Source organism: Stenotrophomonas sp., assembly GCF_032066555.1.
In the GTDB taxonomy this organism is placed as follows: domain Bacteria; phylum Pseudomonadota; class Gammaproteobacteria; order Xanthomonadales; family Xanthomonadaceae; genus Stenotrophomonas.
Genome location: NZ_DAMBKV010000005.1, coordinates 232,634 through 250,271 on the forward strand (window position 1 = coordinate 232,634; position 17,638 = coordinate 250,271).

General features: G+C 57.4%; 11 protein-coding genes and 2 pseudogenes. All 13 read right to left on the bottom strand.

Annotated elements, in window-relative coordinates; all coding sequences use genetic code 11:
• Positions 1–195 precede the first annotated feature (195 nt).
• A pseudogene (locus RT131_RS09230) lies at positions 196–309 on the bottom strand (transposase); the annotation flags it as partial.
• Positions 254–661 (bottom strand): hypothetical protein, encoded by a 408-nt coding sequence (locus RT131_RS09235; RefSeq protein ID WP_313172303.1) that lies wholly within the window; start codon positions 659–661, stop codon positions 254–256. The pseudogene RT131_RS09230 and the gene RT131_RS09235, both read right to left, overlap by 56 nt.
• 43 nt (positions 662–704) lie before the next feature.
• Positions 705–1,646: a phage holin family protein gene (locus tag RT131_RS09240; protein WP_313172244.1), complete on the bottom strand. Its 942-nt coding sequence runs from the start codon at positions 1,644–1,646 to the stop codon at positions 705–707.
• A 161-nt stretch (positions 1,647–1,807) separates the two neighbouring features.
• Positions 1,808–2,065: pseudogene (locus tag RT131_RS09245) on the bottom strand (transposase); the annotation flags it as partial.
• Between the two features lie 548 nt (positions 2,066–2,613).
• Entirely contained in the window at positions 2,614–3,606 is a 993-nt protein-coding gene (locus tag RT131_RS09250) for a DUF6708 domain-containing protein (RefSeq protein ID WP_313172246.1), read from the bottom strand.
• 44 nt (positions 3,607–3,650) lie between these two features.
• Positions 3,651–7,145: a T6SS effector BTH_I2691 family protein gene (locus RT131_RS09255; protein ID WP_313172248.1), complete on the bottom strand. Its 3,495-nt coding sequence runs from the start codon at positions 7,143–7,145 to the stop codon at positions 3,651–3,653.
• Positions 7,138–8,109 carry a hypothetical protein gene (locus tag RT131_RS09260; protein WP_313172250.1) on the bottom strand — a complete coding sequence of 324 codons (972 nt, stop codon included), beginning with the start codon at positions 8,107–8,109 and terminating at the stop codon, positions 7,138–7,140. Before RT131_RS09260 ends, RT131_RS09255 begins: the two co-directional genes overlap by 8 nt.
• Positions 8,106–10,835 (bottom strand): type VI secretion system Vgr family protein, encoded by a 2,730-nt coding sequence (locus RT131_RS09265; protein ID WP_313172252.1) that lies wholly within the window; start codon positions 10,833–10,835, stop codon positions 8,106–8,108. The genes RT131_RS09260 and RT131_RS09265 overlap by 4 nt, the downstream gene beginning before the upstream one ends.
• Positions 10,836–10,961: 126 nt before the next feature.
• The gene (locus tag RT131_RS09270; RefSeq protein WP_313172254.1) at positions 10,962–11,312 is read right to left on the bottom strand and encodes a hypothetical protein; all 351 of its coding nucleotides are present in this window, start codon (positions 11,310–11,312) and stop codon (positions 10,962–10,964) included.
• A 21-nt stretch (positions 11,313–11,333) separates the two neighbouring features.
• Positions 11,334–14,084, bottom strand: a complete 2,751-nt coding sequence (gene tssH / locus RT131_RS09275) for a type VI secretion system ATPase TssH (RefSeq protein ID WP_313172256.1) — start codon at positions 14,082–14,084, stop codon at positions 11,334–11,336.
• 66 nt (positions 14,085–14,150) lie between these two features.
• Complete coding sequence (gene tssG / locus RT131_RS09280) at positions 14,151–15,236, bottom strand: type VI secretion system baseplate subunit TssG (RefSeq protein WP_313172259.1); 1,086 nt, start codon at positions 15,234–15,236, stop codon at positions 14,151–14,153.
• Positions 15,200–17,035 carry a type VI secretion system baseplate subunit TssF gene (gene tssF / locus RT131_RS09285; protein WP_313172262.1) on the bottom strand — a complete coding sequence of 612 codons (1,836 nt, stop codon included), beginning with the start codon at positions 17,033–17,035 and terminating at the stop codon, positions 15,200–15,202. The genes tssG and tssF overlap by 37 nt, the downstream gene beginning before the upstream one ends.
• On the bottom strand, positions 17,035–17,526 hold the full coding sequence (gene tssE / locus RT131_RS09290) for a type VI secretion system baseplate subunit TssE (protein ID WP_313172264.1): 492 nt from the start codon (positions 17,524–17,526) through the stop codon (positions 17,035–17,037). Before tssE ends, tssF begins: the two co-directional genes overlap by 1 nt.
• Between the last annotated feature and the right edge of the window lie 112 nt (positions 17,527–17,638).

The window sequence follows — 17,638 nt, forward strand, 5'->3', positions numbered from 1 at the left end:
AACGGCAGACGGCAATCCCGCCTTAGCTACGAATGATCAACTGGTTGCCTCCAAGATGATCTCAAGGGCCAGCGCCGACTTGCGCCGGGCGCTCCAGCGCTTGATCTGTTCCTCAATCTTTTCGCTCATCGGTGTCTCCTTTGCGGAAAACTGACACCTGAGCAGGATTTTAGTGGATCATTACATAAAGACCTAGTAAGTCGCATCGAAAGTTCCAAGCTCACGGCAGACATCCTTGACCTGCGTTCCAGGATCAACCTGCTTCAACGTCGTAACGATATGACTCTCTGTGAATTTGCTCTTCCGCATCAGTGATCTCCTTGAGGCTAGTTTGCCCGGAGACCTCCAACAATACCTGGATCAAGTTTACCGTCAGGCGACACATCTTCTTTAATATCGAGCTTGCCTGTTCAAACGCATTGGATAGTGTGTGCAGCATAAATTTTCGCTTTTCACTAACCAAAGAACGCCGCCAACTACGAACAGAGTCATAAAAACGATAAATATTCAAGAATTCACAAGATATCCAACACTCATCCTCGCGGGAAGGCGGCCCCAAAAACATGACGTGATCCGACACGCCAAGCAGCGCATAGGCTCCCTCTCCAATCAACCCAAGAAACGCATGGAAACCCTTCCATAGATACCAGCGGTCAACCAACTCCAGAGACTTTGAGTTGACAGGTCACCCGCACACATTTTCATCACCCACTAAAATAATAGAACCAAGGTGGAATTCCGATAACCGCAAACATCATAAAGACAAGCACCGTGCTAATACTTCCCAGCAGGAGCCAGCGACGGTTCAAATAGTCCAGATTCCCATCATAAGCAAGACGCTCTGCAGCGGTGAGCCCTCTAGTTCTGAACGAGCTCTCTGGAGAGCGTACTGACATGTCCGCAAGAATATCCGATGGCCAATCAGGTCGAGGAGCACGACGCCAGATCCAAAGCCCTGCGCGTTCGAACCAATACATTATGGCTCCAACCACAGAAACATAGATCACAGGGAACGCACCAGGCTTTATACGATGCTGGTTATCCACAAGCCCCCCGTACAACCGTCTATCGAGCAGCACATAGTCCGCAGCAGCATCATCAATGGATGGCAGTGGATCCACAGGAGGCAGAGTCTTCGGGTCTCCATCCATGTAATGGCGAATGAACTCCCAAATCATTTCAGGCGCACGATTGTCGCGATTGGGCTGGGCCAACGGCACACACGAGCGGATACGGTGATCGGAACTGTCAATATCAATCACGGCGAGCACATAACCTGTCGCAGCACCTGCCAGACTATAGCTCCTGGACACCAACGAAACGGGTTGTGCGGCGTCATAATCTACGGTGACCCAGCCGCTCTTCTTGTCAATCCAACAAAAAAACTTCCTTAGCCTTCTGCTTAGCACAACCGGGGGCGGGGCGGTGCGTCTAACAGCGGCAATTGACCATACAAAGAACGCGCCACCGATCAGAAGGACCACTCCATAGGCGGCCGCGAGATAAGGCCAAAAGTCAGCCCGTGACAGAATACCCCCCAGTACCACACGAGATAAAATCATACTCAAGCTTGCACAGCCGAATACCAAACCCAGAATGAACGCAAATCCCCTGCTGGACGCTTCGGTAGCAGGTGAAAATGTCATGAAGGAGTTATTAATTGCTTGGATAGCATTAAGAGAGGCGGGCTCGACAGCTTCCGCCTTACTACGCGTACTTAGTAGTTCCCCCCACCAACCACTCTTTCCTGGAAGGTGACTCATTCCGAACAACGCGTCGTGAACATTCCTAGCCATGGGCGCTACTTCTTCCTTGCAATCAGATCCTTCAATGCATGATTTCCCATCGCCAGTCCCGCGTACATCCGCTGGGCTTTGCGTGCCTTACTTCGACATCGCGCAACCGCTGCACATCCAAAGCCTCCATGCCGCGGTACTTGGACTTCCAGACGTAGTGAGTCGCGTCGAAAACTCCAAGCTCACGGCACATCCTTAACTTGCATTCCGGCCTAAATCTGCTTCAACGCCGTAACGATCAGACTCTCAGTGAATATGGTCTTGCGCATCGGTGGTCACCTTGGGTTTAGTTTGCGTGCAGACCTCTAAGAATGCCTGGTTCAAATTTACGGCCAGACGACAGCCTGCGCGACGTTTTCAAACCAAAATTACGGACGCAAGAAAAAAAACAACCGGACATCCCATGCGCCCTAGCGCGTCGCTAGCAAACGAACGCAAAACAGTATTAACTTTTTTCCTACAAACCCAATCCGAACAATCAAAACTCCGCAAGCAACCCTAATCACGGTGCAGACTAACGGCCAAATCAACTCGACGAAACCAAGCCTAGCATTAACTCTCAAATCTCGCTCGAATGGGTCATCCGTGCAAATATCATTCGCAGCCTGAACTTCCGCCTGCCACACGGGAAAAGGGGATGTGGCCATCGCCAGCTACCAAGGGCTGTTTTCAGGATATCGCGACGCATAGTCACCCAGCCACTTCACTGCCTGCACCCATAATCCTCCGGGGTAGCGCATCGACTTCCTGAAGCTCACTAGGTGATTCAGCTTTTCGGGCAAATGGAAAATTGGAGCCTCAATATACCTCCACAGAACTAGCTCTTCTTAACTTTTCTCTTTGATTTCTCACCACTCAACATTAGCGACTCCTCCAATGAAGCCAGCGTCGCTTCATTAAAAGGTCCAGCTCCGATCGATGCCTTAATGGATTCTGGCCACACAGGTCGCCGCTTCAAACAATAGCTGATATACCGATTCATCCCCAGGTACGCGGTGATGGGGAAAAAGACCAGGCTTGCAGCACCCAACAGCCACATCAACGGACCCCTCCGCCAATTCTTTGCACTTCCGGGTCCAATCAAAGGCTGACCAAGAGTTAATGCTTCAGAAAAGCTGACTCCAAAGTCCTGGTATCGGACCTCTCCCTTGGCCCAAATCGGCCCTTCCCCGCGCATAGCCCTCCGAACATACTCCCATCGCTCAACTGGGCCGACGGTGTCGCCATAAGCGAAGCTAGGGCCGACACCTACCCGTTGGATCTCAACCAATCCATTTGGCCCGTCCTTTATGGACAGGACAAGGGACGATTCGCGCCGAGCTACCTGCCCCGTGAAAATCGTGAATGTCGAGACCTGACCCTCGACGCACGCCCAATCAAATGTTTGCACCTCGAATTTCGGACGACCAATTAGATTCCAACCCCATTGCCACCACGGTAACCCTAGCGACTTGAAGATGTGAACCTTTCCACTTCCTCTATCAAAGAGTACTGGTTCGTAGCGATACCCAATCCAATCGGTTTGAACAAATAACAAGAAAACAAATAGCATGAAAACAAGCAGCAAAGAGAGCCAATCAAATGCCCCCATTCGGAAGGAAACAAAGAGGCCAAAACAAACAACAAACAACCCAATTATTCCAGAGCTGCTTAGATAACCCCTCATCAACCCAACCTGGTCGACAAAGGCAAAACCATTTTCATACACTTCAATCACACCGCCATGACTGGAGGATCTCGACGTTGCGCTCGTTCCCAATGGAGGCAGCTGCAACAGCGATGGTGCGTTGATAGATTTGTCATTAACCATAACAGTTCAACGCCCCAATGTTCCCAGGTAAAAATGCCAACGATTTAATCCTTTTCCCATACTTCGCCACGGGCCATTATTTCATTAGATTTTCTACTGTGTAGCGAGTAAACAAGTCGTACTACTCTAAATTTTCCAGGTATGGGCGATTCTATTTTTGCTTTATGCCCCCCCCCATCTGGAATTTCTTCAAACACCAGCGGCGATGCATCACTTGAAACCACGCGCGCACCAGCGGGAGCGAGACCCTTGCCCATATCTGGCATAGATTCATAGCCCTCAAGGCTGTACTTGACTTCCTGTTCATCAACCTTCAGGTCGCCAACAGATATCGTCGCAAAAATAACATCGCTACTTAGTAAATTATCTTGCCAGTTTTCGATTGTTGCGGTTATTCCTAGTGCCAAGGCACCGAGACCGAGTATCTCATCATTCAACCCACCAGCTACCCATGCATCCTTATCATCGATCTCAGCACCACCAAATCGACCCTCTGTCCTTTCGTGCTTTCCAAAAAAAGATCTATCCAAGAATCTCTCATTCTCGTCATGCTCTAAGCTAGCAGCGTAAAGCGCCCAGGCGATACCAACGATTAGAAGAACAACGCCTACACCGGTCATGCTCGCTCCGACGAGAGCACCGATCGACGTTCTGAGAGCAACGCCACCGAGTACACGCAATGCAACCTGCTGCCCTACGCGTGCAGCAAGTGCTGCCTTCCAAGTCACAAAGGATCCGCCTATCAGGGCGCCACCAGATACGGAAAGCAAGACACCTGCAGTACGATAGTTGTGAGCGGCTTCAATCTGCCCCTGCGCGTCTGCTCTAAACGAACTTATAAATGCGGAGAACCCGCTCATTAGAGCCCCGACCCCGGTACTAACGCCAGCCAGGAAGCGAAGCATGAGTGCCCTATTTACATTTACCGCCAGCAACGACGTACCTAAAGGGGGACTTTGCCGGCTCGCTGCCTGATACGCGAACGCGCTTATCTCCATAGCACCGCCAAAAGTACCAGCCAAGCCCCCCATTACATTGACAGAGGCATCCGCATAATTGAAACCGGATGTGGAACCAAGCTTCGCCCAAGCATCCCAGAATTGACGAACAGAGAAGAATATAGCGAAGGCAGAAAATCCTACTTCTCGGTTGGCAAACCCCTTCCAGCCGTGTTGCCGCAAGATCGTGTTGCCTTGGACCAAACGCTCCGCGACATCAGCCGGCAGCTCCACCACTGGCGACGATTGACCAATGTTGTAAAGTTGCGTAACACCCTGCTTTCCCCGAGCCCTCTCCAGGGTAGCCCTCTCGACAATAAGCGGAACTGTCAGGTCAGCCTGAAACTCAGGTCTTTTCTGAAGGTTAGCCAAAAGCTTTCTAGAATCAGCATTTGCTCTACGGGAGGCCGTTCGATCACCAACTTTTCGGCCATTGAGCTCGAATACTCCGGATGCAGTAGCATCCCCATTCGCGACAGCATCGAGATAGGAGCCGACAGTCATTTTTACGTTGATAGAATAGTGCTGTTTGCCCGTATCAATGAAATCCCATAGTGCTGCCGCACGCACCCATACGATTTCTTTTCGCGCAATTTCCTCTAACGCCCCAACAGCCTGAGAGACCCCCTTCCCCGCAGCTGGCTTTAGCGCTTTTGCCCTATTTTCACTAGCGACCTGCTGCATGCTCAACACCAGACTCTCCACCGAGGCAACAGCTGATTGCTGATAACGCTTGAATTCCTGCCACCATGCCTGAGGCAGCAAAGCACCACTGAGAATAGCGGTATATACAGTACCCGCGTTACCTGGAGACTTAGCCGACTCTAAGAGATCGAACCCCGAAAGCAGCGCACCAGCGAACCAGTTATTCTCATCAGAAACATCCAACTTGAAAAACTTATCTAGGAGCTCAAACGATGCGGCCGAGGCGGCCCCTCCGCCATAGAAGCACTCTACAGCGCGCAAGCGAGCCACGGAATTGTAAACCGAATTCTTGATGTCAAGTTGCGAGGCGGCGGCTTTCGGGAGAGCGCTATTGAAATCATACTTACACACGATTTCTGACCAAGGACTTGACGAGAACTTAGCGAAGTCCTCGTCCACTTTCTTTACCGCGCTTTCCCAATCATCTTCATCAACTACATATTGAAGATTAAACTGTTGTAACGCACCAACGTCCAATCGCTCGCGATATCTCTCAAGCTTTTCCTTTGCCAATGCACTTCCGTGATATTTACCATTTGCAACAATGTATTCTTCGGAATACTCAATATTACCCAGCGGCTCCGATTTCCAGTTGGGGTCATAATCCCGGGGGTCCCCTGTTTCAGCTATTTTAGAAGTCGTCATCCGCAACCTATTGGTCACAGGGTCGATTGAAGGAATCCAGCGAGCTCGATGATAAGGATTCAGCCCATTCTTTTTTTTAAGCGGCTCAGCAACCGCCTTCCCATGCTTTCGTTGAAATTCGCGCTCAGTTACAAGAAAAGCCCCCTGATCGCGAAACTGCTGTGCACCTCGCCTGATACTTTCAGCAGTTTGCTTGCCCTCCCAATCCGCACGCTGACGTGCCCATGTCTCAACGTACGCCACATGAGTGGCTGACTGACGCTTCCATGCCCGCAACGGATCAGCTCCTAATCCATCCAGCCTTTGCCCACCAGCCCTCCAATCATCAGCGCGTCTACGAACCATTGATCGCAAAGCATTGTGATCGTCGGCAAGACCCACCGGATCAGGGATTACGAGAGCAACACCGGTCTTGACCGGGGTAGCTGAAGATGCAGTTGCCATTTCACTGACAAGTGAATCACAACTTGCCGACAGATTTAGGACTGCGCGTGGCACAAACTCATGCAACCGCGCCTGAAACTCGGACGGAGTAAAATCAGCGACTCCACGCAACGATTCCGCAGTAGCGAGCATCCCAAAACTTACGCCGCTACCCATGCCCACGTTGCCACTTGCAGCTTCCTGCACCATCAACTGGGTCATGCGACTATCTCGCCGGCCGTCAGAATTTTCCTCATACGCTTTCACGACTTCTGAGGACCAACGATGCTGGCTAAAAGCTATCCATATTTTGTCGAGGCTTGAATCCACGGTGATAAACCGTGGCTTGATGTTGCTATGCCCTTCACGACTACAAGATGACAGCAGCACTTCATCCGGCTGGTCAGGCAATGCGTCAACAGGCATTCTGTTGAACATCCCGTCGACCCCAACGACATACGCATCCCAGGTATTGTCCGACTTGTAGATATACAGATATCCCGTCGGCAAAGTACGTAAATAATACCAAGTAGCTGAGCCATCTGATGCATTGAGCCTTCGCCCAAGGCGAGCAAGTTGCGCAACTGCCACAGCATCGTCGGAAAGCCACTTATCCATGTAACTCGGGGCCGGCGCGAAACAAACCGGAAATAGGGCCAATCCAACCTTGCCAGTACAGTTACGACACTTACCCGGAGACTCACCTTTCTTGTTCGCAGCAGCGCGCACGGAGCTGGAAAGCCTGGAAGATCCATTATTTTCATTCATATCGATATCCTTCGAGCAGGCATTGCTGATTTGTTGCGCTTCGTATCTCTTGCAGCTGAGCATCTTCCAGTCGAGCGATACTTGATGCAAAGTAACCCGGCCTTCTGGTGGCTACAGATAGCACCCGATCTACCAATGGGAATTTAGAAAAGCGGGGTCCTAGCAGGAATACGCAACTGGCGAAGACCAAACAATCCTCCTGCGACTCCAACCCCGCTGACTGGGCTAACGAGAGCGCCGCATCCATCTGATGATCTTCTGGCAGCTCATTCATACCCCAAGTCAAAGCCAAACAGCGCAGCTGCTGCAGCCAAGCAACCCTTTCCAAGTCGATCCGTTGCTGATGCGACAGACGCAATTTTCTGGCGGGCACATCACATTCGCGCTCTGCGTGCGCGACTTTAATAGTGCCGCGATGATCGAGAAATAGCCAAGAGGAAAGTGGCGATATCAAAGCACTCCGCTGACCTTCCCCCAAAATTCTTCCGAGATGCCCCATGACGCGCGGATCGAAATAACGAAAATAGAGAGACTTGCCTTGAAAATCCGAGACACACGCATTGGCCCCCAAAGAAATAGCTAAGGAGCGAGCATTGAAAGTACTATCAGCTTCGATCGGTAGCCAGGCACAGATTGACCTCGCATTGCGAGCACTATTTACACCCGCGAAGCTTTCTTGGGCAGCGATGGAGAACGTCGCACTTATCAGCCTCTCGGCGCTTAGTTCGTCGTCGATCCATAGTAGATATGGAGAATTTTCTGAGCTTAAATCCGGGTGTTTGACCGCCAAGTGTATTGGCCGCATGCGTTCAGGCATGTAGACAGATAGCTGTCCCAACGGGTTAAAAGCTGCTGGATCAATGAGAACTGCGAGTCTAGAGGTTCCGATCCGAGACAACTCAGCCCTTAGTGCAATCGTTGCTTGTTCTGCAGCGACATCAGGGGAGGCCACAGCGTCGATCATGCTATTGCAGCTCCTGTCCGCGCAGCCTCACGAATTCGCTCAGCACACCCTTTACCTTGACCGCTTGGCACCTCTGCCATCGCGCTCACGCCCGCAGGCCCCACCCAATCCCTCTGGCTCGCCTTGAACTCAATCTTCCCCGGCGCGCCAAGCTCGATGTTGTCGCCTTCAATCCGAATGTAAGCACCGGCCGCCGTAGCCAGCAGATGCTTGCTCGGCGCCGCCATCTCGACATCGGCTTCCGTGCTGGCGATCCGGACGTTGGTTTTCGCGGCGATCGTGGCTTGGTTCTTGTGCGCCCTTGCGCTCACCTTGCCTTGTGCCGCGTGCAGGGCAATCCCTCGCTCCTGGTTGGGGCTTTCCTTGCTGCCTTCGCTGCCTGCCGTGTACAGCACCAGACCTTGCGCGACTGCCAGGCTCAGCGAGCCCTGCGTCATCCAGTTCAATGCAACGCCGCTGCTCAACAAGGTGTGGGTGCCGCTTACCCAGGCTTGGTCGGCCGGGGTCAGACTCATCACGCCGGCTACGCCGCTGCCGAGCAATACCGGCGCACTCCAGCCGGGTGCTTCGCCATCGCCGCCATTGATGCTGCCGGCGCTGCTGCCGCTATGCGTTGCTTTGAGCTGCTCTTGCAACTCGGCCAGGGTTTGATCGATGGGAAGTTCGGCAGGATCCTTGGGCAGCTGCGCTGTTTGATCAGTTGCGGAGTCGGCGAGACTCTTGAGCAGGTCGTGGCCTTGCTGCAGCTGTGCGATGGCTTGTGGTGCCGCCATCTGCGGCGTGCCCTCCTCGGTTGTCAGCAGCAGACCGCGACCGGCACGCAGACTGCCGTGTGCTTGGGTTGAAAGCTCGACGCCGAAGCCGCGCTCGCCTTCGCGCACATTGTCGTCACCGCCTTTCAGATGTCCGAGGGTGAGCGTTGTGTCGTGCTGCGTTGTCGACAGCTGTGCACGGCCTTGTCCGGGGGTATCGTCGAAGCGCAGCTGCTGGTAGCCACCGGTGCCGCTTTGGCTTTCTGCCAGCGCCTGGCTCTTGAAGCCGGTGTATACAGCGGCGTGGTCGTTGCCTTCAAACCATGCAGCGGCATTGCCGGTGGCGTTGGCGCCAGCGCTGTTCAACTGATTGTGCTGTGCATCCTGCTGACCGCGGCCGTTGTAGAGCGCGCCAACGATAACCGGGCGATCGATATCGCCCTCCAAGAAGGCAACCAGCACTTCCTGACCGCGCCGAGGCAACACTACCCCGCCCCAGTTGTCGCCGGCCCAGGGGGTCATTACACGCACCCAGGTCCAGGCGTTGCCGTCGGCGGGCGCGTTGTCGTCCCCCGCAGGGTGCGATAGACCGTTGCTGGCGTTACCGCCGCGCTGCCACGGAAACTGCACTTTTATACGGTGGTCACGGTCGGACAGCAATGGATCGCCGTCGCTGACCACGATCGCGCTCAAGGTGCCTGTAATGCTGGGGCGTGGATGCAGGTGCACGCCGTGGCCATCCTCGGTCTGTGGGCGGTAACTCACCTCGGCCGGAATCACCGCGAACTGGTTGTCGTAGTAGCCTGTGTCGATGTCATTGCGTTCGGCAACTATGCCGATGCCTGCCAATGCAGTTGGCAGCGCCAAAGTGCGCTGGTTGATCGGACCCAGTGTCTGCTCCAGTGCATCGAATACATCGGCGTCCAGGTTGTTGCGCGCCTGGTGCCGCACCGAGATGCAAAGGAATGCTGCGTCACCGGGCACCTGCGGATGCTGCGACAGTGCCAGCTTTGCGCCGGCGGCGAGCGCGCGCCATTGGCCAATTCCTTCTATCAGGTGCGCGCGTACCCGCAATGCATCCAGGTGCTGCTGTGCGCGGCGCTGGCCGCGGGCGTTGTCCTGCCAGCCATAGGGTCCGCTGGTGTCCTGATCGACGATACCCAGATCGCCGCCCTGCTCCGCTTCGGCGCTCGCTTGTCGACGCTCGAGGCTTCGGTAATCCCAGGTGGCGCGCTCCACTTTCGTGGTGCACCAGCTGCGGCCTTCCTGCCAGTGCTGGATCGCATCGCTACGCTCACTCTCATTGCTACGGTGAAAGCGAACGCTGCCAAGATCGGTGACATCGTGCGCGTGATCGGCCAGCACCAGGCTATGTTTGCCGAACGTGGATGCATCTGCATCGCCTTCGTGCTCAAACCAGTAGAAGATGCCCTCTTCGGCCAGCAGGCGCTGCACAAATGCGAGGTCGCTCTCTTGGTACTGTGTGGTCAGGCTGCGTTTGGCGTATTGGCCAGCATCCGTAAGCGCCCAGCGCCACTCGGGTGCCAAGCTGCCGTAGTCGGCGAAGATGTCTTCGACGATCTCGACCACCGTTTTGTCATGGAATACGTAGCTATCCACGCGCTGCGACAGGAACGCCAACCACGGTTGCAGGCGCAGACGATAACGGGCAAGTCCACCATTGCTGCCAATTCGCTCGGCTGCCGTGATGCGGCCATGTAGCGGTCGATGGCTGCCATCGGCCTGCTGGAGCTGGAGCAGTGCCGGCTTGCCGATCAATGGCTGCAGCTGCAAACCTGCATCAACCGACAGCGCAGTGATCGTCCATTGAAAGCCGATGCCATCGATCTGCTCGATGCCATCCAGGGTTTCCGCAATCAGCACATCGCTGCCCAGCGCGGTATGCAGCCGCAGGAAGCGCTGTGTCTGTGCGGGCCCGGCCAAGGCCGCCAATACATTGTTTACCAAATCCATGGTGGTGATCTGCCTTCATGGAGTGTAGTGCGCGCTACGCCCCGGACTGAAAACGGTTGGGTACATCCATTTGTCGCCACTCATTCCAGCGCCCGCCGGCGCTGGAACGAGCTTGTTGCGGGTGCATCAAGCGCTCTGCACGATTTCCTCAAGACGCAGGCGTACGCCTTCGCTGATCTGCAGGCGATAGTCACGTCCACCCGCGGAAACAAGCACTTCGCGCATGTTGCTCACCAACTGCGGCTTACCCACCGGGGCGCTATCCATATGGATACGCCAGGAGCCGCGGCTGATCTGGCCAGCCACATTACGGGCGTCCTGGCGTGCCGCCGGCACCGCGCTATCCAGCAGTTCGATGATGTGCTCCGGGCGCAGGCGGTTCCATGCGCGCACGCGGTCGAGGTCGCGTCCCAGGCCCAGCTCCAGGCTGTCGCAGTGGTTCAGTGCTGCCTGGCGGTCAAATCCGAAAAAATCCATGCTGTTCTCCTTCGTCCGTAATCAAGAAACTTTGTACTTGAAGTCGCCCTTCTTGCCGGCGCTGACCTTGATGCTGTTGATGCGCGTGCCTTCGGCCATGGCCGTCAACACGTTCTCTGCAATTTCCGGCAACAGGGTGCCGTTGAGAATGTGGTCGACATTGCGTGCACCCGAGTCCACCTCGGTGCAGCGTGCCAATACGGCCTCCACCAGGCCTTCGTCCCAACTGAAGCTGGCCTTGTGGTTGGCGCTGACGCGGTCGCGGATGCGGCCGAGCTTGAGCGTGATGATGCGCGCCAGCACGTCGTCGCTGATCGGGTAGTACGGCACGACTTTCATACGGCCCAGGAAGGCAGGCTTGAACGTGCGCATCAGGATGGGCCGCAGTGCCTCGCCCAGCGCTTCGGCGTCGGGAATCTCTTCAGCCGGTTTGTTCAGGCAGGACTGCATGATCTGCGAGGAACCGATATTGGAGGTGAGGATGATCAAGGTATTGCGGAAGTCGATCTCGCGCCCCTCGGCATCATCCATCATGCCCTTGTCGAACACCTGGAAGAACATTTCCAGCACATCCGGATGGGCTTTTTCCACCTCGTCGAGCAACACCACGCTGTACGGATTACGGCGCACGGCCTCGGTCAGTACCCCGCCCTCACCATAGCCCACATAGCCCGGCGGCGAGCCCTTCAGGCCGGATACGCTGTGCGCTTCCTGGTACTCGCTCATGTTGATGGTGATCAGTTTGCGCTCACCGCCGTAGAGGATGTCGGCCAGCGCCAGTGCGGTCTCCGTCTTGCCGACGCCGGAGGGGCCGACAAACATGAACACGCCGCGTGGCTTGTTCGGGTCTTCCAACTTCGCGGTCGCGGTACGCACACGCTGGGCGATGGCATCGAGTGCGTGGTCCTGGCCGATGACCCGCTCTTCCAGCAGGGCGCCAAGCGAGCGGATGGTGCGGATTTCGTCCTTGACCATGCGGCCCAGCGGCACGCCGGTCCATGCCGACACGATTTCTGCGACCACGGTGCCATCCACCTGCAATGGCACCATCGGAGTCTCGCCCTGCAGCTCACGCAGCTCCGCCTGCAGCTTGGCGAGTTCTGCATGTTGTGGTGACAGCTCGCGGCCGGCAGCCTTGCTGCGCTTGCCGGTGGCCTTGGCGACCGCCACATCGGCCTGCCCCTCCGCCGAGGCATCCGCCTCACCCTCGCCCGCCTGCCCTTGTTCAAGCTGCTGGCGCAAAGCAGCCACCCGTCCGGCGAGCTCGCGCTCGACGCCCAGGCGCTGCTCATTGCTGGCAAGCACCGCCTGCGCCTCGATCTGCTGCGCCTTCAGTTCGGCAAGGCGCTCTTCATGCTGGGTGCTGCCACCTGCGGTCTCGCGCTGCAGGGCAACCAGTTCGGCCTCAAGCCGATCCAGATGCTTGCGCGTGTCTTCGATGATGGCCGGCGTCGCGCTTTGCCCAAGGGCGACCTTGGCGCAGGCGGTGTCCAGCACGCTGACCGCCTTGTCCGGCAGCTGGCGGCCACTGATGTAGCGATGTGACAGACGCACCGCCTCGGTGACCGCTTCATCCAGCACACGGATACCGAAATGGGCCTCCATCAGGCCGACCATGCCGCGCAACATCGCAGCGGCCAGCACTTCGCTGGGCTCTTCCACCTTCACAACCTGGAAACGACGCGCCAGGGCAGCGTCCTTCTCAAAGTACTTCTTGTACTCACTCCAGGTCGTCGCTGCGATGGTGCGCAGCTCGCCGCGCGCCAATGCCGGCTTGAGCAGGTTGGCAGCGTCGTTCTGGCCCGCCGAGCCGCCAGCACCAATCATCGTATGGGCTTCATCGATGAACAGGATGATCGGATGCGGGCTCTTCTTGACCTCGTCGATCACGTTCTTCAGGCGGTTCTCGAACTCACCCTTGACGCTGGCACCGGCCTGCAACAGGCCCATGTCCAGGGTATGCAGTTCAACACCCTGCAACACCTCAGGCACATCCTTCTCGGCAATGCGGCGGGCCAGGCCTTCCACAACCGCGGTCTTGCCCACGCCCGCCTCACCCGTGAGGATGGGGTTGTTCTGGCGACGGCGCATCAGGATGTCGACCACCTGGCGGATTTCGGCGTCGCGACCGACAACCGGGTCGATCTTGCCATCGCGTGCACGCTGGGTGAGATTGGTGGTGAACTGATCCAGCGCCGGCGTCTTGGACAAGCCCCCCTTGACCTCACCGGGTACCGCGTCAGCACCGTCATCAGCCCCGCCCGAAGCAGCGGCGTCAGCGAAGCGTACAGTCTGTGCTTCCTGCGAGCCCTCGGTCAGCTTGGCGAAATCATGCTTGAGCTCTTCACGCTTGAAGCGCACAAACAATTTGGAGCCGCGGTACGCCAGTTGCGACAGATCCGGCTCGGTCAGCAGCGCCAGCAGCAGGTGGCCGCTGCGGATGCGGGTGGTTTCCGAATCCAGCGAGGCAATCAACCAGGCGTGCTCAAACAAGGCAGGCAGATGCTGTGAGAACACCGGGGTGCGGGTATTGCCGGTCTTGAACTGGCTGATTTCATCACTGAGGTCACGTTCAAGCGACTCTGGGGAAATACCGCTGCGCTGCGCGATCAGCACGAAGTCACTCTTGGGCTGCTCCAGCAGGGCCAGGAACAGGTGCTCCAGGTCCACCTCATAGTTGCCACGCGCCATGCACAGATTGGCTGCGCGCTGGGTAGCCTGGCGGCAGGTGTCGTCCAACTTGCTGATAAGTGTTTTGAGGTTGATGCTCATGCGGAACCACGCACTCCCTGCTGAAACCGTTCAAATACCGGCAGCGTTGTCGCCACCGGCGCCTCGTCATTGCAATGTATGGATGCCATAGGTGGTGTCATCGCGGGAGGCAGATTGCCCACGTGTGCACATATAGCTGTCCCAACCCAAGCGCGCGCCATTTCCCAGTGCGCTGCCTTGGACATCCTCGGCACGCAGCACCAGCCGCACCTCATACTCAAGCGTCCCGCCGGTCAGCAAGGCCAACCACTTGGCCAAGGCCAAGGCCGCATTGCCACCGGGCAGGAAGTCATCAAACGCTTTCTTTGAAAGCGGGCCTATGCGCAGCCGCAGGCGCAGATCACGCTGCCAGACACGATCACCCGCCAGCGCACTCGCGCCAAGCACGGCGTTGGCTTGTCCCAGTCGGGTCGCCTGTCCCGCCGGCACGCGGTACCAGGCACCGACAAACTGCTCCACTTCAAGCGGAACCTGGAAATAGTCGGAAAGCACGCGCTGCATCAGCGCCGCCGATACCGGCCGCTGCCGGATCGCACCGGCGTAGTACGCCACGGCCTGATCGAAGATGTCGCCTTCGCCGTCATGCAGGCGGTCGCGCAACTCATGCATGCCCATGCCGAGCAGCGACAGCACCAACGGCAGGAAGCGCTCACGTCGATCCAGCTCGTACTGCAGCGCCAGCCGATGCTTCTTCCACGCCGCGTAGTGCAGCGCTACGGCACGGGTTGAAAAGATATCCAGGAACGCGCGCGCGGTACGGTCGCGCTCATACAGCTCGCGAACCTGCAGGGTCTCGGTGTAATGCAGCGGAAGTGCACCGGCCGTACCCAGCAAGCCCATGAACTGCGGGGTCAGGTGCACCTCGCCCAGGGTCTCGGCGGACAAGGCCTGGTCAATGGCCCCGGGCTCCTGCAGGCGATCGCCGGCCAGCGAGTACACCTCTCCGTCAGCTGACAACTCGGTAGCCGGGAAACCCAGCGACAGGTTGTTGCGGAAGCGCACCCGCATCGGGATGGCCTGGCCCGACTTGACGCCTTGCCGCTCGAACACCTGCTCAAGCAACCGCACCGCCTGGAAAAATTCGAAGCGGTGCGGCTGGGCGAGCAGCTGCTGCGCTACGCCAGGATCGATTCGCCGCTGCGCGCTTGGCATCGGACGATCTCCTCCCCGCTGTCGCCGGAAATCAGCACCAGTCGGGTGAAACTATTGGCGTGCACATACAGTGCGAAGAAATGATCCATCACCTGCGCGAACGCGGCCACGCCGGTACCGACGAAATGGGCCTCGTTGATGGTCAGGCGAATCTCCAGGCCACGCACGACGGAGGCGAACTGGCGACCGGACATCCAGGTCGTTGCCGGCACCTGCTCCAGCGCGAGGATGCCATCCACCTGCCGCGCGGACACATTGCTGCCGGACAAATCGTACAAACGCAGCATCTCCTTGAGCGCGGCCAGCCCGCTTCCACTCAGCGACAACTGGTTCAGCGAGAGGTGCGATATCAACCGCCATTGCGCACTGCGGCCGTGACGGAAACGCAGCGGTCGGGTCGGCTTGCGCAGCAGGGTGATCGCCTTGGCCGTGCTGCCTCCCTCGATGCTCAGATCACCGCCGGTCACGCCATGGGCAAGCTGATGCGGCAGATCACGATTGCTGCAGGTCAGCTCAAGACTGACGGTATCGGTCTGCGGCAACACCGGATTAAAGGACAGGTCAACGAAGCTGATCTCCATCTCGAAGCCCGGGCTCTCGCGCGCGATGTTCTCGTCACGGCGGGCCACCCAGTATTGGCCGGTGCGGTCCGGGTCCTCGCCATGATGCAGCGAATAGAACGGCCGGAATTCGTGAATCGCCTCCCCTTGTGGCGTCTGGCGGATACGGTGCACCGAATCGATGGAATGCACTTCGTAGGCAAATGCGCGGCGCGCGTCCGCCAGGACAGGATAATTCACCGTGCGATGGGTGACCCGGATAGGCTCACCATTGATCTTGAACAGGTTGACAATGGGCGTGCAGCCCAGCCGCACGTTATGCAGGCCTATGTCTTCCAGCACCATTGCATTGGCGCGTTCCTGTTGGCCCGCCGGCAGGATCAGGTGCAAGGTGAAGCGACGGCTGGCGCCAACACTGCTGGTGGCAAGATCAAGGTCAACGAAGCCGAACTTTTCCGGGTAACCGAACAATTCGGTGAGCAGTCGATAGGCGGGATGCGAACGGGCCGGGAAGTCGATCAATGCCTCGCTGTCAGCAAAGCCCACCGGGGTGATCGGCACGGATTCCAGACGACGCCAACGCCCATCACCATCGGATTCAACATAGGCCGCTTTTACACCGAGCAGCAAGGCATCACGCAAGGCTGCGCGTACCGACGGCTCGCCATCGAGGAACAAGCGCAGCTTGTCGGTGCCCAGCTGGCCGAAGCCAAGCTGATCGGACAGCAGCTGGAATCCCAGCGAAATCTGCGCACCGCTCCCCGCCGGCAACGCCGTTGCCATGGGTGCATCGGCCACCGCGCGATACGCAACGGAGGCAATGCTGATCGGCGCAAGCACAACGTCATAGCTGGTGCGGAAATCACAGGGCACACCGCGAACCGCCCTGCTCTGCAACGACGTACCACGTGGAATCCGCACCGGCGCGCTCAGCTTGGACGCCACCCCTTCCATGTCGAAGTAGGCAATCGAGCAGGCCGGGAATGGTCGCAGGTAGTGCGGGTAAAGCACGTCCAGCAGCGCATCGGTGAACTCCGGGTAGTCGTCGTCGATACGCTTGGACACGCGCGCGGTCAGCAGCGCGAAGGCCTCGATCAGGCGTTCGACATGCGGATCCTGGCTGCCATCGGCAGACAACTGCAGGCGACCGGCGATCTTGGGATAACGCTCGGCGAACTCGCGCCCGTAGCGACGCAGGTAGGCGAGTTCACGCTCATAAAAGGGCAGCAGATCCTGCATCAGAGCGCCTGTTGCGTGCGACGGGCGCGGGTGACCTGATACTGCAATGTGGACGGCTGCAGCATTGCGTCGAAACTTACCGGTTCACGCGCAGGCTCGAGGTCCAGCAGCGCATGAATGGTGAAATGCAGCCCGCCGGCGAACTGCTTGCCAGCATCGAGCTGCACACTGACATTCTTCAAGCGGCGCTCATGACGGCCAACGGCCTGCTCCAGCGAGCGACAAATGGCGGAGCGGTCGTAGGCGTTGGCCAGGCTCATTGCCGAGAAATCGCCCAGCCCATAGGTCAGCAGCGACTGGCGGCAATTGGGGAACTCGGCCATATCGCTCTCCTGGAATGCGGCGCGCGAGTTCAGCAGCCCCTCCAGGTCTCGTGCGATGGATTCCTTGTACTGTTCCAGCGATACGGACTTGAAGATCGGCCCGGCACCCGCACTGCGCGGATTATCGTCAAACAGTTTTTCCAACAGGCTGGGTTCGAGTCCCTTCATCGTTGTTTCCGGTAGCTGGGCATCCGTGCGTTACGGCAGCGATGCAACTGCAGGGCCTTTCCTGGCCTTGCCGGGATTGAGACTGCGATGGCGCATGACGCGCCATCGCAGA

What these genes read in the sequence shown, in the direction of transcription:
- RT131_RS09240 (WP_313172244.1), bottom strand. Translation starts at nt 1,646, where the DNA reads ATGACATTTTCACCTGCTACCGAAGCGTCCAGCAGGGGATTTGCGTTC.
- RT131_RS09265 (WP_313172252.1), bottom strand. Translation starts at nt 10,835, where the DNA reads ATGGATTTGGTAAACAATGTATTGGCGGCCTTGGCCGGGCCCGCACAG.
- RT131_RS09260 (WP_313172250.1), bottom strand. Translation starts at nt 8,109, where the DNA reads ATGATCGACGCTGTGGCCTCCCCTGATGTCGCTGCAGAACAAGCAACG.
- RT131_RS09250 (WP_313172246.1), bottom strand. Translation starts at nt 3,606, where the DNA reads ATGGTTAATGACAAATCTATCAACGCACCATCGCTGTTGCAGCTGCCT.
- tssE (WP_313172264.1), bottom strand. Translation starts at nt 17,526, where the DNA reads ATGAAGGGACTCGAACCCAGCCTGTTGGAAAAACTGTTTGACGATAAT.
- tssG (WP_313172259.1), bottom strand. Translation starts at nt 15,236, where the DNA reads ATGCCAAGCGCGCAGCGGCGAATCGATCCTGGCGTAGCGCAGCAGCTG.
- RT131_RS09255 (WP_313172248.1), bottom strand. Translation starts at nt 7,145, where the DNA reads ATGAATGAAAATAATGGATCTTCCAGGCTTTCCAGCTCCGTGCGCGCT.
- RT131_RS09270 (WP_313172254.1), bottom strand. Translation starts at nt 11,312, where the DNA reads ATGGATTTTTTCGGATTTGACCGCCAGGCAGCACTGAACCACTGCGAC.
- tssF (WP_313172262.1), bottom strand. Translation starts at nt 17,035, where the DNA reads ATGCAGGATCTGCTGCCCTTTTATGAGCGTGAACTCGCCTACCTGCGT.
- tssH (WP_313172256.1), bottom strand. Translation starts at nt 14,084, where the DNA reads ATGAGCATCAACCTCAAAACACTTATCAGCAAGTTGGACGACACCTGC.